The organism is Pseudomonas sp. SBB6, assembly GCF_024213215.1.
Lineage (GTDB): Bacteria > Pseudomonadota > Gammaproteobacteria > Pseudomonadales > Pseudomonadaceae > Aquipseudomonas > Aquipseudomonas donghuensis.
The window spans coordinates 279,969-304,287 of sequence record NZ_JANAVH010000006.1 but is presented as its reverse complement, the minus strand read 5'-3'; the positions used below and the strand labels follow the sequence as shown (position 1 = coordinate 304,287).

The 24,319-nt window shown below is 62.6% G+C and carries 25 protein-coding genes; all 25 read left to right on the top strand.

Annotated elements, in window-relative coordinates; translation table 11 throughout:
* The first annotated feature begins 112 nt into the window (after window positions 1-112).
* Window positions 113-439 carry a flagellar hook-basal body complex protein FliE gene (gene fliE, locus NLX68_RS14920; RefSeq protein WP_010224994.1) on the top strand — a complete coding sequence of 109 codons (327 nt, stop codon included), beginning with the start codon at window positions 113-115 and terminating at the stop codon, window positions 437-439.
* 15 nt (window positions 440-454) lie between these two features.
* Complete coding sequence (gene fliF / locus NLX68_RS14915; protein ID WP_254284598.1) at window positions 455-2,236, top strand: flagellar basal-body MS-ring/collar protein FliF; 1,782 nt, start codon at window positions 455-457, stop codon at window positions 2,234-2,236.
* Window positions 2,229-3,248 carry a flagellar motor switch protein FliG gene (gene fliG, locus NLX68_RS14910; RefSeq protein WP_254284597.1) on the top strand — a complete coding sequence of 340 codons (1,020 nt, stop codon included), beginning with the start codon at window positions 2,229-2,231 and terminating at the stop codon, window positions 3,246-3,248. The genes fliF and fliG overlap by 8 nt, the downstream gene beginning before the upstream one ends.
* 139 nt (window positions 3,249-3,387) lie before the next feature.
* On the top strand, window positions 3,388-4,149 hold the full coding sequence (gene fliH, locus NLX68_RS14905) for a flagellar assembly protein FliH (RefSeq protein ID WP_254284596.1): 762 nt from the start codon (window positions 3,388-3,390) through the stop codon (window positions 4,147-4,149).
* Window positions 4,139-5,500: a flagellar protein export ATPase FliI gene (gene fliI, locus NLX68_RS14900; RefSeq protein ID WP_036994320.1), complete on the top strand. Its 1,362-nt coding sequence runs from the start codon at window positions 4,139-4,141 to the stop codon at window positions 5,498-5,500. The genes fliH and fliI overlap by 11 nt, the downstream gene beginning before the upstream one ends.
* A gap of 6 nt (window positions 5,501-5,506) precedes the next feature.
* A complete protein-coding gene (gene fliJ / locus NLX68_RS14895; protein ID WP_254284595.1) occupies window positions 5,507-5,959 on the top strand; it encodes a flagellar export protein FliJ in 453 nt (150 codons plus the stop codon).
* Window positions 5,960-6,052: 93 nt separating this feature from the next.
* Window positions 6,053-6,358, top strand: a complete 306-nt coding sequence (locus NLX68_RS14890; RefSeq protein ID WP_010225001.1) for an STAS domain-containing protein — start codon at window positions 6,053-6,055, stop codon at window positions 6,356-6,358.
* The gene (locus tag NLX68_RS14885) at window positions 6,355-8,070 is read left to right on the top strand and encodes a fused response regulator/phosphatase (protein ID WP_254284594.1); all 1,716 of its coding nucleotides are present in this window, start codon (window positions 6,355-6,357) and stop codon (window positions 8,068-8,070) included. The genes NLX68_RS14890 and NLX68_RS14885 overlap by 4 nt, the downstream gene beginning before the upstream one ends.
* 25 nt (window positions 8,071-8,095) lie before the next feature.
* On the top strand, window positions 8,096-8,443 hold the full coding sequence (locus tag NLX68_RS14880; RefSeq protein WP_254284593.1) for an Hpt domain-containing protein: 348 nt from the start codon (window positions 8,096-8,098) through the stop codon (window positions 8,441-8,443).
* Between the two features lie 91 nt (window positions 8,444-8,534).
* The gene (locus NLX68_RS14875) at window positions 8,535-9,845 is read left to right on the top strand and encodes a flagellar hook-length control protein FliK (RefSeq protein WP_254284592.1); all 1,311 of its coding nucleotides are present in this window, start codon (window positions 8,535-8,537) and stop codon (window positions 9,843-9,845) included.
* 162 nt (window positions 9,846-10,007) lie between these two features.
* Window positions 10,008-10,502 (top strand): flagellar basal body-associated protein FliL, encoded by a 495-nt coding sequence (gene fliL, locus NLX68_RS14870; protein ID WP_010225005.1) that lies wholly within the window; start codon window positions 10,008-10,010, stop codon window positions 10,500-10,502.
* A gap of 9 nt (window positions 10,503-10,511) precedes the next feature.
* Window positions 10,512-11,480 (top strand): flagellar motor switch protein FliM, encoded by a 969-nt coding sequence (gene fliM, locus NLX68_RS14865; RefSeq protein WP_010225006.1) that lies wholly within the window; start codon window positions 10,512-10,514, stop codon window positions 11,478-11,480.
* 46 nt (window positions 11,481-11,526) lie between these two features.
* Window positions 11,527-11,994 carry a flagellar motor switch protein FliN gene (gene fliN, locus NLX68_RS14860; RefSeq protein WP_254284591.1) on the top strand — a complete coding sequence of 156 codons (468 nt, stop codon included), beginning with the start codon at window positions 11,527-11,529 and terminating at the stop codon, window positions 11,992-11,994.
* A 60-nt stretch (window positions 11,995-12,054) separates the two neighbouring features.
* On the top strand, window positions 12,055-12,450 hold the full coding sequence (gene fliO, locus NLX68_RS14855; protein WP_254284635.1) for a flagellar biosynthetic protein FliO: 396 nt from the start codon (window positions 12,055-12,057) through the stop codon (window positions 12,448-12,450).
* Complete coding sequence (fliP, locus tag NLX68_RS14850; RefSeq protein WP_010225011.1) at window positions 12,450-13,202, top strand: flagellar type III secretion system pore protein FliP; 753 nt, start codon at window positions 12,450-12,452, stop codon at window positions 13,200-13,202. Before fliO ends, fliP begins: the two co-directional genes overlap by 1 nt.
* Window positions 13,203-13,223: 21 nt before the next feature.
* Window positions 13,224-13,493 carry a flagellar biosynthesis protein FliQ gene (gene fliQ, locus NLX68_RS14845; RefSeq protein WP_010225013.1) on the top strand — a complete coding sequence of 90 codons (270 nt, stop codon included), beginning with the start codon at window positions 13,224-13,226 and terminating at the stop codon, window positions 13,491-13,493.
* A gap of 1 nt (window position 13,494) precedes the next feature.
* Entirely contained in the window at window positions 13,495-14,277 is a 783-nt protein-coding gene (gene fliR / locus NLX68_RS14840; RefSeq protein ID WP_036994465.1) for a flagellar biosynthetic protein FliR, read from the top strand.
* A 2-nt stretch (window positions 14,278-14,279) separates the two neighbouring features.
* On the top strand, window positions 14,280-15,416 hold the full coding sequence (gene flhB, locus NLX68_RS14835) for a flagellar biosynthesis protein FlhB (protein WP_254284590.1): 1,137 nt from the start codon (window positions 14,280-14,282) through the stop codon (window positions 15,414-15,416).
* Window positions 15,417-15,620: 204 nt separating this feature from the next.
* Entirely contained in the window at window positions 15,621-17,750 is a 2,130-nt protein-coding gene (gene flhA, locus NLX68_RS14830; RefSeq protein WP_010225019.1) for a flagellar biosynthesis protein FlhA, read from the top strand.
* Between the two features lie 11 nt (window positions 17,751-17,761).
* Window positions 17,762-19,072: a flagellar biosynthesis protein FlhF gene (flhF, locus tag NLX68_RS14825; RefSeq protein WP_036994326.1), complete on the top strand. Its 1,311-nt coding sequence runs from the start codon at window positions 17,762-17,764 to the stop codon at window positions 19,070-19,072.
* 120 nt (window positions 19,073-19,192) lie between these two features.
* Window positions 19,193-20,026: a flagellar synthesis regulator FleN gene (gene fleN, locus NLX68_RS14820; protein ID WP_016393812.1), complete on the top strand. Its 834-nt coding sequence runs from the start codon at window positions 19,193-19,195 to the stop codon at window positions 20,024-20,026.
* Window positions 20,023-20,763, top strand: coding sequence for an RNA polymerase sigma factor FliA (gene fliA, locus NLX68_RS14815; protein ID WP_254284589.1), 741 nt, complete (start codon window positions 20,023-20,025; stop codon window positions 20,761-20,763). Before fleN ends, fliA begins: the two co-directional genes overlap by 4 nt.
* Before the next feature lie 103 nt (window positions 20,764-20,866).
* Window positions 20,867-21,241, top strand: coding sequence for a chemotaxis response regulator CheY (locus NLX68_RS14810; protein ID WP_036990294.1), 375 nt, complete (start codon window positions 20,867-20,869; stop codon window positions 21,239-21,241).
* Window positions 21,242-21,260: 19 nt separating this feature from the next.
* Window positions 21,261-22,049 (top strand): protein phosphatase CheZ, encoded by a 789-nt coding sequence (locus NLX68_RS14805; RefSeq protein ID WP_010225027.1) that lies wholly within the window; start codon window positions 21,261-21,263, stop codon window positions 22,047-22,049.
* A gap of 12 nt (window positions 22,050-22,061) precedes the next feature.
* Window positions 22,062-24,287: a chemotaxis protein CheA gene (locus tag NLX68_RS14800; RefSeq protein ID WP_254284588.1), complete on the top strand. Its 2,226-nt coding sequence runs from the start codon at window positions 22,062-22,064 to the stop codon at window positions 24,285-24,287.
* Window positions 24,288-24,319 lie beyond the last annotated feature (32 nt).

Sequence of the window (24,319 nt, the reverse complement as noted above, 5' to 3'; positions counted from 1 at the left end):
TGAATTAGAGTTTTTGTTCGGGCCGCGGGCAGAGCTGGCACTCTTGTTGCTATGTCCTGCCTATCCGCTGCGTGAGTGTCAAAAAAATGCGGGCCGTCGGAGAGAGAAGTCCATGAGCCAAGGTGTTGAATTTAATCGATTGATGTTGGACATGCGGGCCATGCAAATGGACGCCATGTCGATGCCGAAGGCTGCGGCTGCGCCAGAGCTCGGTTCGAGCAATTTTGCCGACATGCTGGGGCAGGCCATCAACAAGGTCAGCGATACCCAGCAGGCCTCCACGCAGTTGGCCAATGCTTTCGAAATTGGTAAAAGCGGCGTAGACCTCACCGACGTGATGATCGCTTCGCAAAAAGCCAGTGTGTCGTTCCAGGCCTTGACCCAGGTGCGCAACAAGCTGGTGCAGGCCTATCAAGACATCATGCAGATGCCGGTATAAGGGCGAGATTGAGTCATGGCCGAAGCAGTCGTCGATAACGTGCCCGCCAAAAGCAGCGGGTCAGCGCCCAAACCGCCGTTGTTCGGCATGTCGTTCCTGGAAAACATCTCGCAGATGCCGATGCTGCGTCAGGTCGGCCTGCTGGTCGGTCTGGCCGCGAGCGTGGCGATCGGCTTTGCCGTGGTGCTGTGGTCGCAGCAGCCGGACTACCGGCCGCTGTACGGCAGCCTGGCCGGCATGGACACCAAGCAGGTCATGGACACCCTGGCCGCTGCCGACATCCCCTACAACGTCGAACCCAATTCCGGGGCCCTGTTGGTCAAGGCCGACGATATTTCCCGTGCCCGCCTGAAACTGGCAGCCGCCGGCGTGGCGCCGAGCGATGGCAATGTCGGCTTCGAGATCCTCGACAAGGAGCAGGGCCTGGGCACCAGCCAGTTCATGGAGGCCACCCGTTACCGTCGTGGCCTGGAAGGCGAACTGGCGCGGACCATCTCCAGCCTCAACAACGTCAAGGGTGCCCGCGTGCACCTGGCGATTCCAAAAAGTTCGGTGTTCGTACGTGACGAGCGCAAGCCCAGCGCTTCGGTACTGGTCGAGCTGTACCAGGGCCGCGCCCTGGAAGCCGGTCAGGTGATGGCCATCGTCAACCTGGTGGCGACCAGCGTGCCGGAGCTGAACAAGTCCCAGGTCACCGTGGTCGACCAGAAGGGCAACCTGCTGTCCGATCAGGCGGAAAGCTCCGAGCTGACCATGGCAGGCAAGCAGTTCGATTACAGCCGCCGCATGGAAGGCCTGCTGACTCAGCGTGTGCACAACATCCTCCAGCCGGTGCTGGGCAACGATCGCTACAAGGCTGAAGTGTCGGCCGATGTTGACTTCAGCGCGGTCGAGTCGACCTCCGAGCAGTTCAACCCTGACCAGCCGGCGCTGCGCAGCGAGCAGTCGGTCAACGAACAACGCTCCAGCAGCATGGGGCCGCAAGGTGTGCCCGGTGCCCTGAGCAACCAGCCACCCGGCCCGGCCTCGGCGCCGCAGACCACCGGCGGCGCGCAAACCGCTGCCAGCGCCATTCAGTCGGGTCAGCCGCTGCTCGATGCCAACGGCCAGCAGATCATGGACCCGGCCACCGGCCAGCCGATGCTCGCGCCGTACCCGGCCGACAAGCGTCAGCAGTCGACCAAGAACTTCGAGCTGGACCGCTCCATCAGCCATACCCGCCAGCAGCAGGGGCGTCTGACCCGCCTGTCGGTGGCCGTGGTGGTCGATGACCAGCTCAAGGTCGACCCGGCCACCGGCGATGCCGCCCGCACGCCGTGGGCTGCCGAGGACCTGGCGCGCTTTACCCGCCTGGTGCAGGACGCGGTGGGCTTCGACGCCAGCCGCGGTGACAGCGTCAGCGTGATCAACGTGCCGTTCGCCGCCGACCGTGGCGAGGTGATCAGCGAAATTCCGTTCTACTCGCAGCCATGGTTCTGGGACATCATCAAGCAGGTCATGGGTGTGCTGTTCATCCTGGTCCTGGTGTTCGGCGTGCTGCGTCCGGTCCTCAACAACATCACCGGCAATGGCAAGCAAGGCGCCGGTGCCGATGGCGACATGGAACTGGGCGGCATGCTCGGTCTGGATGGCGATCTGGCCAACGACCGCGTCAGCCTGGGTGGTCCGCAAAGCATTCTGCTGCCAAGCCCGAGCGAGGGTTATGACGCACAGCTCAATGCAATCAAGAGCCTGGTGGCCGAAGACCCGGGTCGTGTGGCCCAGGTCGTGAAAGAGTGGATCAACGCCGATGAGTGATAACCGAGCCCTTACCGCCAAACTGACCCGCGTCGACAAGGCCGCGATCCTGCTGCTGTCGCTGGGTGAAACCGATGCCGCGCAAGTGCTGCGGCACATGGGCCCCAAGGAAGTGCAGAGGGTCGGCGTGGCCATGGCGCAGATGGGCAACGTCCATCGCGAGCAGGTCGAGCAGGTGATGAGCGAGTTCGTCGAGATCGTCGGCGACCAGACCAGCCTGGGCGTTGGCTCCGACGGCTACATCCGCAAGATGCTCACCCAGGCCCTGGGCGAGGACAAGGCCAACGGCCTGATCGACCGCATCCTGCTGGGTGGCAACACCAGCGGCCTGGACAGCCTCAAATGGATGGAGCCGCGCGCCGTGGCCGATGTCATCCGCTACGAGCACCCGCAGATCCAGGCCATCGTAGTCGCCTACCTGGACCCGGATCAGGCCGGTGAAGTGCTGGGCAACTTCGACCACAAGGTACGCCTGGACATCATCCTGCGCGTGTCGTCGCTGAACACCGTGCAGCCGGCGGCGCTCAAGGAGCTGAACCAGATCCTCGAGAAGCAGTTCGCCGGCAACTCCAATGCCGCGCGCACCACCCTGGGTGGTATCAAGCGGGCAGCGGACATCATGAACTTCCTCGACAGCTCCGTCGAAGGCCAGTTGATGGACGCTATCCGCGACATCGACGGCGAACTCTCCGAGCAGATCGAAGACCTGATGTTCGTCTTCAACAACCTGGCCGATGTCGACGATCGTGGTATCCAGGCGCTGTTGCGCGAAGTGTCTTCCGACGTGCTGGTGGTATCGCTCAAGGGCGCCGACGAGAAGGTCAAGGAGAAGATCTTCAAAAACATGTCCAAGCGTGCGTCCGAGCTGCTGCGCGACGACCTCGAGGCCAAGGGCCCGGTGCGGGTCAGCGATGTCGAGACGGCACAGAAGGAAATCCTCACCATCGCCCGCCGTATGGCCGAAGCCGGAGAAATCGTCCTCGGTGGCAAGGGCGGCGAAGAGATGATCTAAGCGGATCTCGTTGCTGGCACCAGCCCCTGTGGGAGCTGGCCTTGCCGGCGATGGAATCGACGCAGTAACCCTGGGGGCGAGGTGTCCGCATCGCTGGCAAGCCAGCTCCCACAGAACTGTTTTACGAGTGCGTGAAATCATGTCAACCAACGAGCACCTCAGTGAGCTGATTCGCGCCAACGATCTCGATGGCTTCGATCGCTGGGCGCTGCCTAGCTTCGATCCCGAGCCAGAACCTGCGCCAGAGCCGGAACCTGAAGAGGTTCAGGAAGAAATCGAAGAAGTGCCGCTGGAAGAAGTCCAGCCACTGACCCTCGAAGAGCTCGAAAGCATCCGCCAGGAAGCCTACAACGAAGGTTTTGCCACGGGGGAGCGCGAGGGCTTTCACAGCACCCAGCTCAAGGTCCGCCAGGAAGCCGAAGAGGCCCTGGGCGCCAAGCTGGCCAGCCTTGAACAGCTCATGGGGCATTTGCTCGAACCCATCGCCGAACAGGACAGCCAGATCGAAAAGGCCGTTGTGCACCTGGTCGGGCATATCGCCCGCGAGGTCATTGGCCGCGAACTGCACAGCGATTCCAGCCAGATCAGCCAGGTGCTGCGTGAGGCGCTGAAACTGCTGCCAATGGGCGCCGAGAACATCCGCATCCATATCAACCCGCAGGACTTCGAGTTGGCCAAGGCCCTGCGCGAGCGCCACGAAGAGCGCTGGAAGCTGCTCGAAGACGAGGCGTTGCTGCCGGGCGGCTGCCGCATTGAAACCGATCACAGCCGCATCGACGCGACCATGGAAACCCGTATCGAGAAAGCCATCGCGCAACTCTTTGATCAGCTCCATGACCAAGGCCTGCACCCGGCCGCGCCAGACCTGCAGGTTGACCTGGGCAACGCCGATGCGCCTTGAGCGAACCAGTTTTGGCAAGCGCCTTGGCGCCTACGCCGATGCCGTCAATTTACCGTCCCAGCCAGTGGTCGAAGGCCGCCTGCTGCGCATGGTCGGCCTGACCCTGGAAGCCGAGGGCCTGCGTGCGGCCGTTGGCAGCCGCTGTGTCGTGATCAACGACGACAGCTATCACCCGGTGCGGGTCGAGGCCGAAGTCATGGGCTTTGCCGGCGGCAAGGTATTTCTCATGCCGGTTGGCAGCGTTGCCGGCATCGCACCCGGTGCTCGCGTGGTACCGCTGGCCGACAGTGGCCGCCTGCCCATGGGCATGAGCATGCTCGGGCGGGTGCTCGATGGCGCCGGGCGGGCGCTGGATGGCAAGGGCGGAATGAAGGCTGAAGACTGGGTGCCAATGGACGGTCCGACCATCAACCCGCTCAATCGCGACCCGATCAGCCAGCCGCTGGATGTCGGTATTCGCAGCATCAACGGTTTGTTGACGGTTGGCCGCGGTCAGCGCCTGGGCCTGTTTGCCGGTACCGGCGTGGGTAAGAGTGTGCTGCTGGGCATGATGACCCGCTTCACCGAGGCGGACATCATCGTCGTCGGCCTGATCGGTGAGCGCGGGCGTGAGGTCAAGGAGTTCATCGAGCACATTCTGGGTGAGGAAGGCCTCAAGCGCTCGGTAGTGGTGGCATCGCCTGCTGATGACGCGCCATTGATGCGCTTGCGCGCGGCCATGTACTGCACGCGCATCGCCGAGTATTTTCGCGACAAGGGCAAGAACGTCCTGTTGCTGATGGATTCACTCACCCGTTTTGCCCAGGCCCAGCGGGAAATCGCCCTGGCCATCGGCGAGCCGCCAGCCACCAAGGGTTACCCGCCATCGGTGTTCGCCAAGCTGCCCAAGCTGGTGGAGCGCGCCGGTAACGGCGAGGCCGGAGGTGGCTCGATCACCGCCTTCTATACCGTGTTGTCCGAAGGCGATGACCAGCAAGACCCGATTGCCGACTCGGCGCGGGGTGTCCTCGATGGCCACATCGTGCTGTCCCGGCGTCTGGCCGAGGAGGGGCACTACCCGGCCATTGATATCGAGGCTTCGATCAGCCGGGTCATGCCGCAGGTGGTCAGCCCCGAGCAGATGACCGAGGCGCAGCAGTTCAAGCAGCTGTGGTCGCGCCTGTCGCAAAGCCGCGACCTGATCAGTGTCGGTGCCTATGTGGCCGGCGGCGATGCCGAGACCGACCTGGCCATTGCCCTGCAGCCACGCCTGGTGCATTTCCTGCGCCAGGGCCTGAACGAAAACGTTGGTATGCAACAGAGCCGCGAGCATCTGGCCAGCGTGTTCGCCCAGCCTGCGACTGGCGGCTGATAGGCCATGGCCCAGCCCAGTCGTGCCGCGCGCCTGGCGCCGGTGGTGGAAATGGCCGAAAACGCCGAGCGTCAGGCTGCCCAGCGCCTGGGGCAGTTCCAGCAGCAGGTGAACATGGCCCAGGCCAAGCTCAGTGAGCTCGACCGCTTTCGCGAAGATTACCAGTTGCAGTGGATCAACCGTGGCGGGCAGGGCGTGTCCGGTAGCTGGCTGGTCAACTACCAGAGCTTCCTTGGTCAGTTGGAAGCTGCCATGACCCAGCAGCGCCAAAGCCTGGCCTGGCACCAGAGCAACCTGAAGAACGCCCGGGGCACCTGGCAGCAGGCTTACGCCCGGGTCGAGGGCTTGCGCAAGCTGGTGCAGCGCTATATCGATGAAGCGCGAATGGTCGAAGACAAACGTGAGCAGAAGCTGCTCGACGAACTGTCCCAGCGTTTGCCGCGTCACGACCGCTACTGAGGCTGGTATTGGTCGCCAAGGGTTGCCGCTGGGCGGCCGGGCTGCTAAACCTTCTAGTTGTCTGTAATCGTCGTAACGGAAGGAATCGCCTACATGGCAGTTGAATCTGTGGTGTCCCAGGATGGGAAAAAGCTGACGATCAAGGTCAAAGGGCGTTTTGACTTTGGCAAGCATCAGGAGTTTCGCAATGCCTATGAGCACAAGCCAGCCAGGCCGGACTCGGTAGTGGTAGACCTCAAGGAGGCGACCTACCTCGACAGTTCAGCGCTGGGCATGCTGCTGTTGCTGCGTGATCATGCCGGGGGTGACGAGTCGGATGTGCGGGTGGTCAATGCCAGTTCCGACGTGCGCAAAATCCTGGCTATCTCCAACTTTGACAAGTTGTTTGACATCAGTTGAACCAGGTCTGTGCTGATGTCGAGGCGCTCAGCGTACTGATCGCCGAAGATGGTGCGGCCGATCGCTTGCTGCTCGCCACCATCGTGCGCAAGCAGGGGCACCAGGTGCTCACTGCCGAGAACGGCGAGCAGGCGGTTGCCCTGTTCGCCGAGCGGCGCCCGCATGTCGTCCTGCTCGATGCCATGATGCCGGTGATGGACGGCTTCGAGGCGGCCCGGCAAATCAAGGCCCTGGCGGGTGAGGCGCTGGTGCCGATCATCTTTCTGACTTCGTTGAGCGAAGAGCAGGCGCTGGTGCGCTGCCTGGAGGCGGGTGGCGACGATTTTCTGGCAAAGCCTTACAGCCCGGTGATCCTGGCCGCCAAAATCAAGGCCATGGACCGCTTGCGCCGGCTGCAGGCAACGGTGCTTGAGCAACGTGACCAGATTGCCCGGCATCACAATCACCTGCTCAACGAGCAGCGGGTAGCCAAGGCGGTATTTGATCAGGTGGCCCATGCCGGCTGCCTGAGTGCGCCGAACATCCGCTACCTGCAATCGCCCTATGCCTTGTTCAACGGTGATTTGCTGTTGGCCGCCTACACACCGGCTGGCGACATGCATGTGTTGCTGGGAGATTTTACCGGACATGGTTTGCCGGCCGCGGTCGGCGCCATGCCCCTGGCCGAAGTGTTCTATGGCATGACGGCCAAGGGCTACGGTCTGGCCGAAACCCTGCGGGAGATGAACGCCAAGCTCAAGCGCATACTGCCGGTGGACATGTTCTGTTGTGCGCTGCTGCTGAACCTGAGCTTCCAGAGGCGGATGGTCGAAGTGTGGAATGGCGGCATGCCCGACGGCTACCTGTTGCCGGCCAGCGGGGGTGAGCCGCAGCCGCTGGTGTCGCGGCACCTGCCGCTGGGCATCCTGGCGCCTGAGCAGTTCGACGAAACCACCGAGGTGCTGCCGCTGGCGTTGGGAGAGCGGTTGTTCTTGCTGTCGGACGGGGTGGTCGATACCAGTGATGAAAACGACCAGTTGTTCGGCGTCGAGCGCTTGCGCCGGGTGCTGGCGGCCAATCGTCAGCCGGCGCTGTTGTTCGAAGAGGTGCTGCAGGCGCTCGACGGCTTTCGCGGGCGCTCGCGCGACGACGTCAGCCTGCTGGATATCGAGGTGGTGGAGCCGCAACTGTCGTCGCCGTTGCCTGTGATCTATTCTGATAGTGGCCAGTCCAGCCCGCTGGACTGGTCATTGCAGTTCGAGTTTCGTGCCGAGACGCTCAAGCGCTTCAACCCCTTGCCTTACCTGCAGCAGTTGCTGCAGGAAATTCACGGCCTGCGGGCTCAGGGCGGGGCGCTGCACAGCGTGTTGACCGAACTGTATTCCAATGCCCTGGAGCACGGGGTGCTGGGCCTGGATTCTGCGCTCAAACGCGATGCGCGCAGCTTTGCCATCTATTACCAGATGCGCAACGAGCGTCTACAGGCGCTGAGCGCAGGCTTCATCCGCGTGCACCTGCGGGTTGAACCTCTTGGCCAGGGCGGGCGTCTGATTATCGAGGTCGAAGATAGCGGCAAGGGCTTCAATGTGAGTAAAGTGCTGGCCAGGCCTGTGTCCGAGCAAGGGTTGTGCGGGCGCGGGCTGAATCTCGTGCGCCGCTTGAGTCGGCGTGCCGAATGGGCCGACGAGGGGCGCCGCGCATGCGTGGAGTTCGCCTGGGAGGCTCAGGCATAATCCAACTTGATCAAGGAGTGAGCAAGTGTCCGACATTCACATCGATCGCAAGGTGCTTAGCGACTTGCAGGAGGTCATGGAAGATGGCTACCTGTACTTGCTGGAAACCTTTCTTGACGATTCCGAAAAACGCCTCAGCCAGTTGCATGAAGCGAAAAACGCCGACGAGCTGGCGCATGCCGCGCACAGCTTCAAGGGCAGTAGCAGCAACATGGGCGCCTTGGCGTTGGCCGAGTTGTGCCGGCAGTTGGAAGACCGGGTCAATAATGGGCCACTGCAGGGGATCGAGGATCTGATCAATCAGATCGACCGCGAGTATTCGGCAGTGCGTCAGTTGTATCGCGAAGAGCGTCGGCGCGTATTGATCGGCTGAGCAAATTGTGGCGTCAGTAATGGAACCTGGCGCGACTTTTGCGTGAATTTCGCCAACTTACGCTTTCGACCCCTGTAGTGGAGACGCCTACATGCCCGTCGCTTCCAATTCCCTGCTGCAAGCCAGTGCGCCGGCAAAGCCATCGCGCGTCGCTTCCGGCGCGCCGGAAAAATCGCCGCAGGCCTCCAACGACAAGGCTGGCGGCTTTTCTCAGGTGTACGCCAAGGAGTCTCGCGAGGCGAACGCTACGGCTGGCGACCCGCCGCTGCGCGAAAACGCCAGCGCCACGCCTGCCTCCGTCAACGACGGCAAGCAAACCACCGGGGATGACGCGAAGGTTGCCGATAGCGGCAAAAAGTTGCCTGAGGAGCAGGATGGCGCTGAAACGGATCCGGCGCTGAGCACAGATCCGACCTTGCTCGACTCCAGCCTGGTAGCTGGCCAGGTGACCGATGCGCAGCCGGGCGCCCAACTGATTCAGGCCCAGGCCGAAGCGGTGGCGCCAGTGGTGCAGGCTGCTGCGCAGCTTCAGGTGCAGCCTGCGGTCGTGGCGTCGCCGGCAGCAGAAGCTGTGCTTGATCCGCAGGCTGCTTTTGATCCGGAGGCAGACCCTCTGGCCGACCTGCCGGCCTTGCGCCTGGCCCTGGAGCAGAGTGCCCAGGCCCAGGGAACCACCTCCACTCACGCGGCCAAGCCTGCTGCTGCCCAGTCTGAGGCGTCTCCTGCCCAGCCTGCCGTCAATACCCTGGCGGCCCTGCTGGACAAGCCGGGTGCCGATACCGAACAGGGTGAGCCGGGCGAAAAAGCCTTCAGTGGCCTGATCGATGATGGGCTCAAGGACCTGAAAAGTGCTTCGAGCGATACCCGCGTCGACAACTTTGCCGAGCGCCTGAGCAGCCTGACCCAGGCGGCCACGGCCAAGACTGCCAATGCCGTGCCGGTGGCGACGCCGCTCAACCAGCCGTTGGCGATGAACCAGGGCGGCTGGACCGAAGGCCTGGTCAACCGGGTCATGTACCTGTCCAGCCAGAACCTCAAGTCGGCGGATATCAAACTTGAGCCCGCCGAGTTGGGGCGCCTGGACATCCGCGTCAACCTGGCGCCGGAACAGCAGGCCCAGGTGACCTTTGTCAGTGGTCATGCCGGGGTGCGCGAAGCGCTGGAGAACCAGGTGCACCGGCTCAAGGAAATGTTCGCCCAGCAGGGGTTGGGGCAGCCGGACGTCAACGTCGCCGATCAGTCTCGTGGCGGGCAGCAGCAGGGCGCCCAGGATGCACCGAAGTTCAGTGGCGTGGCGGCGCGGCGCAATGAGGCTGGCGAATCCGGCGATATCGCCCCGGGTGCAATGCCCGTCGAGCAGCAGAACGTTGTCGGTTCTAGCGCCGTGGATTACTACGCCTGATGCGCTGACCGTACTGGCCTCATCGCGGGTCAGGTCCGCTCCCACAGGGTCTGTAGGAGCGGGCTTGATTCGCGATCAATCACCCTCCAGGCAAATCTGGCATAACACTTGCTCAACCCTCGCCATGTGACTGAAATCTCCGATGAATGACGGATTATTGGCATGGCGAAGAGCGAAGCAGAGAAAGACCCCGCCGCAAAAGGCAAACTCAAGCTGATCCTGCTGTTGGTACTGGCGTTGTTGCTGGCCGTCGGTCTGTCGGTTGGTGCCACCTGGTTCTTCCTGCACCAGTCCGAGAGCAAGCCGGCCGTCGACCCGGCCCTGGCCAACCTTAAGCCTGCGGCCATCTACGAGCCCCTGGCGCCAGCATTCGTGGTCAACTTCAACCAGAACGGCCGCCAGCGTTTCATGCAGGTGAGCATCACCATGCAAGGCCGCGACCAGGCTGCACTGGATGCCCTCAAGGTGCACATGCCGGTGATTCGCAACAACCTGGTCATGCTGTTCTCGGGGCAGGGGTTCGACACCCTGGCCAGCCCGGTCGGTCAGGAGATGCTGCGTCAGAAAGCCACTGCCAGTGTCCAGGAAGTGGCGCAGAAGGAAGTCGGCAAGCCGGTCGTCGACCAGCTGCTGTTCACCAATTTCGTATTGCAGTAGGAGCCCCAGATGGCCGTGCAGGACCTGCTGTCCCAGGATGAAATCGATGCCTTGCTGCATGGCGTCGACGATGGGCTGGTGCAAACCGAAAGCAATGCCGAGCCCGGCAGTGTCAAAAGTTATGACCTGACCAGTCAGGATCGGATTGTCCGCGGACGCATGCCGACCCTGGAAATGATCAACGAGCGCTTCGCCCGCTATACCCGCATCAGCATGTTCAACCTGCTGCGTCGCTCCGCCGACGTGGCGGTGGGCGGCGTGCAGGTGATGAAGTTCGGCGAATACGTGCATTCGCTGTACGTGCCCACCAGCCTCAACCTGGTGAAGATCAAGCCGCTGCGGGGTACCTCGCTGTTCATCCTCGACGCCAAGCTGGTGTTCAAGCTGGTGGACAACTTCTTTGGTGGCGACGGTCGTCACGCCAAGATCGAAGGGCGTGAGTTCACCCCGACCGAGCTGCGCGTGGTGCGCATGGTCCTGGACCAGGCTTTCGTCGACCTCAAGGAGGCCTGGCAGGCGATCATGCCGGTCAACTTCGAGTACATCAACTCCGAGGTCAACCCGGCCATGGCCAACATTGTCGGGCCGAGCGAGGCGGTGGTGGTCTCGACCTTCCACATCGAGCTCGACGGCGGCGGCGGTGACCTGCACGTGACCATGCCGTACTCGATGATCGAGCCGGTGCGCGAGATGCTCGACGCCGGTTTCCAGTCCGACCTGGACGACCAGGACGAGCGCTGGATCAAGGCCCTGCGCGAAGACGTGCTGGACGTCAGCGTGCCGCTCAGTGCCACGGTTGCCCGTCGCCAGCTCAAGCTGCGCGACATCCTGCACATGCAGCCGGGCGACGTGATTCCGGTCGAGCTGCCGGAAGAGCTGATCCTGCGGGCCAACGGCGTGCCGTCGTTCAAGGCCAAGCTGGGTTCGCACAAGGGCAACCTGGCCCTGCAGATTATCGATCCGATCGAGCGCCGCTGAGGCGCTTGTGGTTCCAACTCCGAATTGATTGCCCGTCGAGGACAAAATGGCTAACGAAAACGATATCACCTCCCCGGAGGAGCAGGCCCTGGCCGATGAGTGGGCTGCGGCCCTGGAAGAAACCGGCGACGCTGGGCAGTCCGATATCGACGCCTTGCTGGCTGCCGATGCCGGCAACGGATCGGCGACCAATCGCCTGGCCATGGAAGAGTTCGGCAGCTCGCCGCGCAGCAACGAGCCGGTGACCCTTGATGGCCCGAACCTGGACGTGATCCTGGATATCCCGGTGAGCATTTCCATGGAAGTGGGCAGTACCGAAATCAACATCCGCAACCTGCTGCAGCTCAACCAGGGGTCGGTGATCGAACTCGACCGCCTGGCCGGCGAACCGCTGGACGTGCTGGTCAACGGCACCCTGATCGCCCACGGCGAGGTGGTCGTGGTCAACGAAAAGTTCGGTATCCGCCTGACTGACGTGATCAGCCCAAGCGAACGCATCAAGAAGTTGCGCTGAGTGAGCAGGCTCCTGCGCAACGGCCTGGCCCTGTGTGGTGGCCTGTATGTGGATGTCGCCCTGGCCGCCGTCACGCAGCCGGCCGCTGCCGTGGTGGCGCCGGCGGCGAGCGGCAGCGCGGCTGGGCAGCTGACGCAGCTGGTGCTTGGCCTGCTGCTGGTGCTGGGGTTGATCTTTTTCCTGGCCTGGCTGCTGCGCCGGGTGCAGAACGCCGCACCGGGCAGTGGTCAGGTCATCGAGATCCTTGGCAGCCGTTCGCTGGGGCCGCGTGATCGCTTGCTGCTGGTGCAGGTTGGCAAGGAGCAGATCCTCATCGGTCATTCGCCAGGCACAATCGAGGCCTTGCATGTATTGGCCGAGCCAGTCGAAGTGCCCGTCAGCGCGCGTCAGGCAACACCAGAATTCGCCCAGCGCTTGATGGAGCTGATGGGCAAGGATCAGAAGGGAAGGTCGTGATGGGCGCGTTGCGCATGATGTTGACGCTGGCGCTGTTGCTGGCGGCGCCAATGGCTTTGGCGGCTGATCCGTTGTCGATCCCGGCGATCACCCTGTCCAGTGGGGCAGACGGGCAGCAGGAGTATTCGGTCAGCCTGCAGATCCTGCTGATCATGACGGCGCTGAGCTTCATCCCGGCGTTCGTCGTGCTGATGACCAGCTTCACCCGCATCATCATCGTCTTCTCCATTCTGCGCCAGGCCCTGGGCCTGCAGCAGACCCCGTCGAACCAGATCCTGACCGGCATGGCGCTGTTCCTGACGATGTTCATCATGGCGCCGGTGTTCGACCGGGTGAACCAGGATGCCCTGCAGCCGTACCTGAGCGAAAAGCTCAGCGCCCAGGATGCCATCAGCAAGGCCCAGGTGCCGCTCAAGGACTTCATGCTGGCGCAAACCCGCGAGAGTGATCTGGACCTGTTCATGCGCCTGTCCAAGCGCACCGACATCGCCAGCCCTGATCAGGCGCCACTGACCATCCTGGTACCGGCCTTCGTCACCTCGGAGCTCAAGACCGCGTTCCAGATCGGTTTCATGATTTTCATCCCGTTCCTGATCATCGACCTGGTGGTCGCCAGTGTGCTGATGGCCATGGGTATGATGATGCTCTCGCCGCTGATCATCTCGTTGCCGTTCAAGATCATGCTGTTCGTCCTGGTCGATGGCTGGGCGCTGATCATGGGTACCCTGGCCGGCAGTTTCGGCGGCGTCTGACGCCGCGAGGAGAAGTAGTCCATGACCCCTGAAGTGGCTGTCGACCTGTTTCGTGACGCGCTGTGGCTGACCACCCTGATGGTGGCCATCCTGGTGGTGCCGAGCCTGCTGGTGGGGCTGGTGGTGGCCATGTTCCAGGCCGCCACGCAGATCAACGAACAGACCCTGAGCTTTCTGCCGCGCCTGTTGGTCATGCTGATCACCCTGATCGTGGTCGGGCCCTGGCTGGTGCAGAAGTTCATGGAGTACATCCTGTCGTTGTACGGCAGTATTCCGCAGCTGATTGGTTGACCTGGCCGTGCTCGAGCTCACCGATGCGCAGATCAGTACCTGGGTGGCCAGCTTCATCCTGCCGCTGTTTCGCGTCACCGCTGTGCTGATGACCATGCCGATCTTCGGCACCACCCTGGTGCCGGCGCGCATACGCCTGTATTTCGCCCTGGCGATTACCGTGGTGATCGTCCCTGGGCTGCCGCCCATGCCTGAGGTCAATGCGCTGGACCTCAAGGCCCTGCTGCTGATTGCCGAGCAGATCATCATCGGCGCCCTGTTCGGCATGGCGCTGCAGTTGTTCTTCCAGATTTTCGTGATTGCCGGGCAGATCGTCGCGATCCAGATGGGCATGGCCTTCGCCTCCATGGTCGACCCGGCCAACGGTGTCAACGTCGCGGTGGTCAGCCAGTTCCTGACCATGCTGGTGACCTTGCTGTTCCTCGCTATCAACGGCCATCTGGTGGTCTTCGAGGTGTTGACCGAAAGCTTTACCACCTTGCCGGTGGGCGGCGGCTTGCTGGTCAATCATTTCTGGGACCTGGCCGGGCGCCTGGGGTGGGTGCTGGGTGCGGCGATGCTGCTGGTGTTGCCGGCGATTACCGCGCTGCTGGTGGTCAACATTGCTTTTGGTGTGATGACGCGTGCAGCACCGCAACTGAACATCTTTTCCATCGGCTTTCCGCTGACCCTGGTGCTGGGGTTGGTGATCTTCTGGATTACCCTGGCCGATATCATTCCTCACTACCATTCGCTGGCCTCCGAGGCCTTGCAATGGCTGCGTGAGCTGGCACGGGCGCGCTGAGCATGGCAGAGAGCGAAAGCGGTCAGGACAAGACAGAAGACCCCACCGAGAAGCGCAAGAAGGACGCCCGCGAGAAGGGTGAGATCGCCCGCTCCAAGGAACTCAACACTGTCACGGTGACCCTTGCCGGGGCGGGTGCATTGCTGGCGTTTGGCGGTGGTCTGGCGCAAACCCTGATGGAGTTGATGCGCATCAACTTCACGCTGTCGCGCGAGGTGCTCATCGATGAGCGCTCCATGGGGATCTTTCTCATGGCGTCCGGCAAGATGGCCCTGCTGGCAACCCAGCCGGTGCTGTTGGTGTTGTTGATTGCCGCGATCATCGGCCCGGTGTCGCTGGGCGGCTTTCTGTTTTCCAGCAGCTCGCTGGCGCCGAAGTTCAGCCGCATGAACCCGCTCTCGGGGATCAAGCGGATGTTCTCGGTCAACGCCTTGTCCGAGCTGCTCAAGGCCCTGGCCAAGTTCTTCATGATTCTCATCGTCGCCCTGGCGGTGCTCTCGGCCGATCGCGATGACCTGCTGGCGATTGCCAACGAACCGCTGGAGCAGGCCATCATTCATAGCGTGCAGGTGGTGGGCTGGAGTGCCCTGTGGATGGCCGCCGGCCTGTTGATCATTGCCGCCGTCGATGTGCCGATCCAGCTCTGGCAGGCGCACAAGAAACTGCTGATGACCAAGCAGGAAGTGCGTGACGAGTACAAGGACTCCGAGGGCAAGCCCGAGGTCAAGCAGCGTATTCGCCAGTTGCAGCGCGAAGCTTCGCAGCGGCGGATGATGGCGGCGATCCCCGAGGCCGACGTGATCATCACCAACCCGACCCACTATGCGGTGGCGCTCAAGTACGACCCGGAGAAGGGCTCGGCGCCGCTGTTGCTGGCCAAGGGGGCCGACTTCATTGCCCTGAAGATTCGCGAGATCGCCAACGAGCACAAGATCCAGGTGCTCGAATCGCCGGCGCTGGCGCGCTCGATCTACTACTCCACCGAGCTTGAGGAAGAGATTCCCGCCGGCTTGTACCTGGCGGTGGCCCAGGTATTGGCTTATGTCTACCAGATCCGCCAGCACCGCGCCGGCAAGGGCAAGGCGCCGGAGCCGCTCAAGGACCTGCCGATCCCGCCAGACCTGCGGCGCGATTCCTGATCGACATTGCTGGCCTCATCGCTGGCAAGGCCAGCTCCCACAGGGGTTGTGCATGCAGGCTCATTGTGGGAGCCGGCGACGGCTGCGCAGCAGCCCCGAGCCACTCAAGCCACCTCGTTCAGCAAAGTTGGAAAGCTTCTTGCAAAGGCAGCGCAGCGCGCCTCAAAGGCGTCAAAGTTTTGCTTGAGCTAACGAGGAATACCGGTGGATCGCTCTCAGTTAATCAACAGTGCCCGTAGCAACCTGGTCGGTCTAGGCCGGGGCAACCTGGGTGTGCCGCTGTTGCTGCTGGTGATGCTGGCAATGATGATGTTGCCGATCCCGCCGTTTTTGCTCGACGTGTTCTTCACCTTCAACATCGCCCTGTCGATCGTGGTCCTGCTGGTCTGCGTCTACGCCTTGCGTCCGCTGGACTTCGCCGCGTTCCCGACCATCCTGCTGGTGGCAACCTTGCTGCGCCTGGCGCTCAACGTGGCGTCCACGCGGGTGGTGATGCTCCACGGTCACGATGGCCACGAAGCCGCCGGTAAGGTGATCCAGGCCTTCGGCGAGGTGGTGATCGGCGGCAACTACGTGGTCGGTATCGTGGTCTTCGCGATCCTGATGATCATCAACTTCGTGGTGGTCACCAAGGGTGCCGGGCGTATTTCCGAGGTGAGCGCGCGCTTTACCCTCGACGCCATGCCCGGCAAGCAGATGGCCATCGACGCCGACCTCAACGCCGGTCTGATCGACCAGGCCCAGGCCAAGGCGCGCCGAGCGGAAGTGGCCGGGGAGGCCGAGTTCTACGGTTCGATGGACGGTGCCAGCAAGTTTGTCCGCGGTGACGCCATCGCCGGCCTGCTGATCCTGTTCATCAACCTGATCGGCGGCATGGCCGTCGGTATGTTCCAGCACAACATGACCTTTGCCGATGCCGGCAAGGTCTACGCCTTGCTGACCATTGGTGACGGTTTGGTGGCGCAGTTGCCATCGCTGTTGCTGTCCACTGCGGCCGCGATCATGGTCACCCGCGCCTCGGGCTCCGAGGACATGGGCAAGCAGATCAACCGGCAAATGTTCGACTCGCCCAAGGCCCTGGCGGTCTCCGCCGGCCTGATGATCGTCATGGGCCTGGTCCCGGGCATGCCGCACGTCGCCTTCTTGAGCCTGGGCCTGCTGGCCGGCGGTGGCGCCTACCTGGTCTGGCGCAAGCAGAACCAGGCCAAGGTCAAGGCCCTGGAAGAGGTGCAGCGCCAGCAGGACCTGCTGCCGTCGCCACAGCGCGCCATGGAAACCAAAGAGCTGGGCTGGGATGACGTCACCCCGATCGACATGATCGGCCTGGAGGTCGGCTATCGGCTGATTCCGCTGGTCGATCGCAACCAGGGTGGGCAGTTGCTGGCGCGGATCAAGGGGGTGCGCAAAAAGCTCTCCCAGGACCTGGGTTTTCTCATGCCTACGGTGCACATTCGCGACAACCTCGACCTGGCACCCAGCGCTTACCGCCTGACCCTGATGGGGGTGATCCTGGCGGAGGCCGAGATTTACCCGGACCGCGAGCTTGCGATCAACCCGGGGCAGGTGTTCGGTACCCTCAACGGCATTGCCGCTCGCGACCCGGCCTTTGGCCTGGAAGCGGTGTGGATCGACATCAACCAGCGCAGCCAGGCGCAGTCGCTGGGCTACACGGTGGTGGACGCCAGTACCGTGGTCGCTACCCACCTCAACCAGATCCTGCACAAGCACTGCCACGAGCTGATCGGTCACGAAGAAGTGCAGCAGTTGCTGCAGGTGCTGGCCAAGGCCTCGCCCAAGCTCGCCGAAGAATTGGTGCCGAGCGTCATTTCATTGTCGGGGCTGCTCAAGGTCCTGCAGGCATTGCTCGCCGAGCAGGTTCCGGTACGCGATATTCGCAGCATTGCCGAGGCTATCGCCAACAACCCGGCCAAGAGTCAAGATACCGCCGCATTGGTGGCGGTGGTGCGCGTCGGATTGTGTCGCGCTATCGTGCAAAGCATTGTCGGCGTTGAGTCCGAGCTGCCTGTCATCACCCTTGAGCCAAGATTGGAACAGATTTTGCTCAATAGTTTGCAAAGGGCTGGGCAAGGCCAGGAAGACGGTGTTCTTCTGGAGCCGAGCATGGCCGAAAAGCTTCAGCGTTCGTTGATCGAAGCCGCCCAGCGTCAGGAGATGCAAGGGCAGCCGGCGATCCTCCTGGTCGCAGGACCGGTACGAGCCATGCTGTCGCGCTTCGGTCGCCTGGCTGTACCGAATTTGCATGTTTTGGCGTACCAGGAAATACCTGACAACAAGCAAGTTACCATCGTCGCCACAGTGGGCCCGAACGGCTGAGGTAGTGGGTTATGCAAGTTAAGCGTTTTTTCGCCGCCGATATGCGTCAGGCCATGAAGCTGGTTCGCGATGAGCTGGGGGCCGAGGCCGCCATCATCGGCAACCGACGGATTGCTGGCGGTGTCGAGCTGACGGCTGCGCTGGACTACAAGCTGTCCGCCCTGGCGCCGCGGGTGCCGAATGTCGAGCTTGAGGACGAGCTGCGCAAGACCCAGTCGCGCATCGTCACCGCCCAGGCCGAACTGAGCAGTCGCAGCGAGAGCGAAGACGCCAACCGCCAGCTGTTTGCCGGCCTGCCGCTGACCGCCTCCGAGCCGCTGATCGACCCGCAGGTCGAAGCGCCGGTGGTGCCTGCTGCGCCGGCGGCTGCGCCGATCGATCCGCGCCTGTTCGACTCGATGCGTTCGGAACTGTCGGGCCTGCGCGAACTGCTTGAGGTGCAGCTCGGCTCGCTGGCCTGGAGCCAGTTGCAGGGCAACAAGCCACAGCAGGCCAACCTCTGGCGTCGCTTGCAGCGCATTGGCCTGTCCGGCCCGATTGCCCGTGAACTGCTCGAGCTGACCACCGAAATCGAAGAGCCGCGCCACGCCTGGCGCATGCTCCTGGCGCATCTTGCACGCATGATTGAAGTGCCGGAAATCGAACCTATCGAAGAAGGCGGTGTCATTGCCATGGTCGGTCCGGCCGGCATGGGCAAAACCACTACCCTGGCCAAGCTCGCGGCGCGCTATGTGCTCAAGTACGGCGCGCAGAACCTGGCCCTGGTGAGCATGGACAGCTTTCGCATCGGTGCCCAGGAGCAGCTCAAGACCCTGGGGCGGATTCTCAACGTGTCGGTTACTCACGTCGATCCGGGCCAGTCGTTGGCCCAGGCCCTCGACCCGCTGCTGCGCAAGCGCGTGGTGTTGATCGATACCGCCGGCCTGCAGGCCAGCGACCCGGCGCTGCGCATGCAGCTTGAAACCCTTGCCGGGCGCGGGATTCAGGCCAAGAATTACTTGGTGCTGGCAACCACCAGCCAAAAGCAGGTGCTCACCGCCGCCTACCACAGCTACAAGCGCTGCGGCCTGGCCGGTTGCATCCTGACCAAGCTAGATGAAACCGCCAGCCTCGGCGAAGTATTGAGCCTGGCGATCAGTCACGAATTGCCGGTGGCCTATCTTACCGATGGCCCGCGCATTCCTGACGACCTGCACCTGCCGCGCCGGCACCAGTTGGTCAGCCGTGCCGTGAGTGTGCAGGTGCAGGACGAGCCCAGCGAAGAGGCCATGGCCGACATGTTCGCTGATCTCTACCACAGCTCCGGCAAACGCGTGGGCTGAGGTTAATATGAATACGTTGCAAAGTACCTACATCAATGGTCTGCCAGGCATTTTTCAGGTGTTGAAAGCGCAGCCCAGTCATGTGGCCTCGGTCTAAGTAAGACAAGGTAAAGAACAAACATGGGTAGCATGCATCCCGTACAGGTGATCGCCGTGACCGGCGGCAAAGGTGGCGTCGGCAAGACTAACGTGTCAGTGAACCTGTCATTGGCGCTGGCTGAGCTTGGCCGTCGGGTCATGCTGCTGGACGCCGACCTGGGGCTGGCCAACGTTGACGTGTTGTTGGGCCTGACGCCCAAACGCACCCTGGCCGATGTCATCGAAGGCCGTTGCGAGCTGCGCGATGTGCTGCTGCAAGGCCCCGGCGGTGTGCGCATCGTGCCGGCGGCTTCGGGTACGCAGAGCATGGTGCACCTGGCCCCGGCCCAGCACGCCGGCCTGATCCAGGCCTTCAGCGAGATCGGCGACAACCTCGATGTGCTGGTGATCGACACCGCTGCGGGTATCGGTGACTCGGTAGTCAGTTTTGTCCGCGCCGCCCAGGAAGTGCTGCTGGTGGTGTGCGACGAGCCTACCTCGATCACCGACGCCTATGCGCTGATCAAGCTGCTCAACCGCGATTACGGCATGAACCGCTTCCGTGTCCTGGCGAACATGGCCCAGAGCCCGCAGGAAGGGCGCAACCTGTTCGCCAAGTTGACCAAGGTCACTGATCGCTTCCTCGATGTCGCCCTACAATACGTCGGTGCGGTGCCTTACGACGAATGCGTGCGCAAGGCGGTGCAGAAGCAGCGAGCGGTCTATGAAGCCTTCCCGCGTTCCAAGTGCGCGCTGGCATTCAAGGCCATTGCCCAGAAAGTCGATAGCTGGCCGCTGCCTGCCAACCCACGGGGGCACCTGGAATTCTTCGTCGAGCGTCTGGTGCAACCGACGAGTGCGGGTCCGGTGCTATGAACGCCAGCGGTTATCGGATGTACAGCAAGGCTTCGCGTGATGCCCAGTATGAGTTGATCGAACGTTACGCGCCGTTGGTCAAGCGTATCGCCTACCACCTGCTGGCACGGTTGCCAGCCAGTGTGCAGGTCGAGGACCTGATCCAGGCCGGGATGATCGGCCTGCTCGAAGTCGCCAACAAGTATGACGCGAGCAAGGGGGCCAGTTTCGAGACCTACGCCGGTATCCGTATTCGCGGGGCCATGCTCGATGAAGTGCGCAAGGGCGACTGGGCGCCACGTTCGGTACACCGCAATACCCGCATGGTCAGTGACGCGATTCGTGCAATTGAAGCAAAAACCGGCCGCGACGCTAAAGATCACGAAGTTGCTGCCGAACTTCAATTGAGTCTCGATGATTATTACGGGATTTTGAATGACACCCTGGGCAGCCGCCTGTTCAGTTTCGACGACCTGTTGCAGGACGGCGAACATGAAGGCCTGCACGAGGACGGTGCCAGTGCCCAGCTCGAGCCTGCGCGCGATCTGGAGGACGAGCGTTTTCAGGCAGCCTTGGCCGATGCTATCGCCAACCTGCCGGAGCGTGAGCGTCTGGTCCTGGCGCTGTACTACGACGAAGAACTCAACCTCAAGGAGATCGGTGAGGTCCTGGGGGTGAGTGAGTCGCGTGTCAGCCAGTTGCACAGCCAGTGCGCGGCACGTTTGCGTGGCCGCCTGGGGGAATGGCGGGCGCGTTGAACACCGGTTCGATGCAGTCGTGAAATGTAGTGCCGAATTGATTGAATGCGCGTTCCGCGCTGAACGCGTTAAAGACTGCTTGGAGGTCTAATTGAACAAAGACATGAAAATCCTCATCGTGGACGACTTTTCGACGATGCGGCGGATCATCAAGAACCTGTTGCGTGACCTGGGCTTTACCAACACCCAGGAAGCCGACGACGGCAACACCGCGCTGCCGATGCTTGAAAGCGGCCATTTCGACTTTCTGGTGACCGACTGGAACATGCCTGGCATGTCCGGTATCGATTTGCTGCGCAAGGTGCGTGCCGACGAGCGCCTGAAGCACCTGCCGGTGCTGATGGTGACTGCCGAAGCCAAGCGCGAGCAGATCATCGAAGCCGCCCAGGCCGGGGTCAACGGCTATGTGGTCAAGCCATTTACCGCCCAGGTGCTGAAAGAAAAGATCGAAAAGATCTTCGAGCGCGTCAATAGCTGAGGTACGCCACGGGGGCGCTATGGAGCAAACACAATCATCCTTGGGCGAGTTCGAGTCGACACTCAAGAAACACGCCAAGGAACTGGTCGACAGCCTGGAACGAGGCAAGTTCGGCGATGCGGTGCAACTGATCCATCAGCTGAACCAGACCCGTGACCTCGGCCTGTACCAGGAAGTCGGCAAACTCACCCGCGAGCTGCACAGCGCGATCGTCAGCTTCCAGATCGACCCGCACATGCCGCAGGCCGAGGAAGTGTCGCAGATCACCGATGCGACCGAGCGCCTGTCCTACGTGGTCAAGCTGACCGAGGGCGCGGCCAACCGCACCATGGACCTGGTCGAAGCCAGCACGCCGGTACTCAACGAACTGAGCGACGAGGCCAAGGCGCTGAGTGTCGACTGGCAGCGCTTCATGCGCCGCGAAGTGGCGGCACCGGAGTTCCGTGAGCTGGCCAAGCGCGTCGACAGTTTCCTGACGCGTAGCGAGGAGGGCAGCCGCAAGGTCGCCGGGCACCTCAATGACATCCTTCTGGCTCAGGACTACCAAGACCTGACCGGCCAGGTGATCAAGCGCGTCACGACGCTGGTCACCGAAGTAGAAAGCAATCTGCTCAAGCTCGTGCTGATGGCAAGCCAGGTCGACCGTTTTGCCGGTATCGAACATGACCACCAGCAGCTGCGCGCTGAAAAAGATCAAGAAAAACATCCGACTCGGGGTGAAGGTCCGCAGATTCATGCCGATAAGCGTGAAGACGTTGTGTCCGGTCAGGACGATGTCGACGATCTGCTGTCCAGTCTGGGTTTTTAGGGAGCACGTTTAATGAGCTTCGGCGCCGATGAAGAAATCCTTCAGGATTTCCTGGTAGAAGCCGGCGAAATTCTTGAGCAACTGTCCGAGCAACTGGTCGAGCTGGAAAGCCGTCCGGATGATGCCGACCTGCTCAATGCGATCTTTCGCGGTTTTCACACTGTAAAAGGGGGCGCCGGCTTCCTCCAGCTCAACGAGCTGGTGGAGTGCTGCCATATCGCCGAGAACGTGTTCGATATCCTGCGCAAGGGTGCCCGGCGCGTTGACGCCGAACTGATGGACGTGGTCCTGGAAGCCCTGGACACGGTCAACAGCATGTTCGGCCAGGTGCGCGAACGCACCGATATCACACCTGCCACCCCGGAGCTGCTGGCGGCGCTGTCGCGCCTGGCCGAGCCTGCCGGGGAAGACGAAGTGGCGGCACCTGCGGCTGAACCCGAGGTGGTTGAAGCGCCAGCGGCCGAGGCCGAGGCGGATATCACCGACACCGAATTCGAACAGCTGCTCAACGCGGTCAAGGCCGAAGCCGAGGCCCAGGTGGCCGAACCTGGCAGTGACGAAATCACCGACGCCGAGTTCGAATCGCTGCTCGACCAGTTGCACGGCAAGGGCCAGTTCGCCGCCGACAACCTCGGTGCTGGCGCGCCAGCCCCCGCCGCAGTGCCTGCTGGCGGCGACGCCAGTGGCGATATCACCGATGACGAATTCGAAGCGCTGCTCGATCAGTTGCACGGCAAGGGTACCTTTGCCGTCGATGCACTGCCGGCCGCCGCTGCCGCCCCTGCGCAGGCCGCCGCGCCTGCCGCGGACGGCGAGCACATCTCCGAGCACGAGTTCGAAGCGCTGCTCGACGAGTTGCACGGCAAGGGCAAGTTCGCCCCGGATGCCGTAGCCACTGGTGCACCTGCCGCCACCGCAGCGCCAGCCAAGGCTGCGGCCAAGCCTGCGCCGGCAGCGGTCGCCAAGGCTGCTGCGCCAGCCCCGGCTGCCAAGGCGGCTGCACCGGCACCGGCACCTGCGCCTGCACGCCAGGCCGCACCGGCTGCCGAGAAGCACCCGGCCAGCGAAACCGAGACCACCGTTCGGGTCGATACCGCGCGGCTCGACGAGATCATGAACATGGTCGGCGAGCTGGTGCTGGTGCGTAACCGCCTGGTGCGCCTGGGCCTGAACAGCGGCGATGAGGCCATGTCCAAGGCCGTGTCGAACCTCGACGTGGTCACCGCCGACCTGCAGACCGCGGTGATGAAGACCCGCATGCAGCCGATCAAGAAGGTCTTCGGGCGCTTCCCGCGCCTGGTTCGCGACCTGGCCCGGCAGCTGAAGAAAGAGATCAACCTGGAGCTGGTCGGTGAAGAGACCGACCTCGACAAAAACCTTGTCGAGGCCCTGGCCGACCCGTTGGTGCACTTGGTGCGCAACGCCGTCGACCATGGCGTCGAGACCCCGGAAGAGCGCGAAGCCGCTGGCAAGCCCCGCGGCGGCAAGGTGGTGCTCTCGGCCGAACAGGAAGGCGATCACATCCTGCTGTCGATCTCCGATGACGGCAAGGGCATGGACGCCGACGTGCTGCGCGCCATCGCGGTCAAGCGCGGGGTGATGGACAAGGACGCCGCCGACCGCCTGAGCGAGACCGAGTGCTACAACCTGATCTTCGCCCCGGGCTTCTCGACCAAGACCGAGATCTCCGACGTGTCCGGGCGTGGCGTGGGCATGGACGTGGTGAAAACCAAGATTTCCCAGCTCAACGGCTCGATCAACATCTACTCGACCAAGGGCCTGGGTTCGAAGATCGTCATCAAGGTGCCGCTGACCCTGGCGATCATGCCGACGCTGATGGTCATGCTCGGCAACCAGGCGTTCGCTTTCCCGCTGGTCAACGTCAACGAGATCTTCCACCTCGACCTGTCGCGCACCAACGTGGTCGACGGCCAGGAAGTGGTGATCGTGCGCGACAAGGCCTTGCCGCTGTTCTACCTCAAGCGCTGGCTGGTCAGTTCGGCCGCTCATGAAGAGCAGCGCGAAGGCCATGTGGTGATCCTTTCGGTGGGCACGCAGCGTATCGGCTTCGTCGTCGATCAGCTGGTGGGCCAGGAAGAAGTGGTCATCAAGCCGCTGGGCAAGATGCTCCAGGGCACCCCGGGCATGTCGGGCGCCACCATTACCGGTGACGGGCGCATTGCGCTGATCCTCGACGTTCCGAGCATGCTCAAGCGTTACGCCGCCCGGCGTATTTGATTCTGGTGGCGCGGCGCATATGCCGCGCCCCC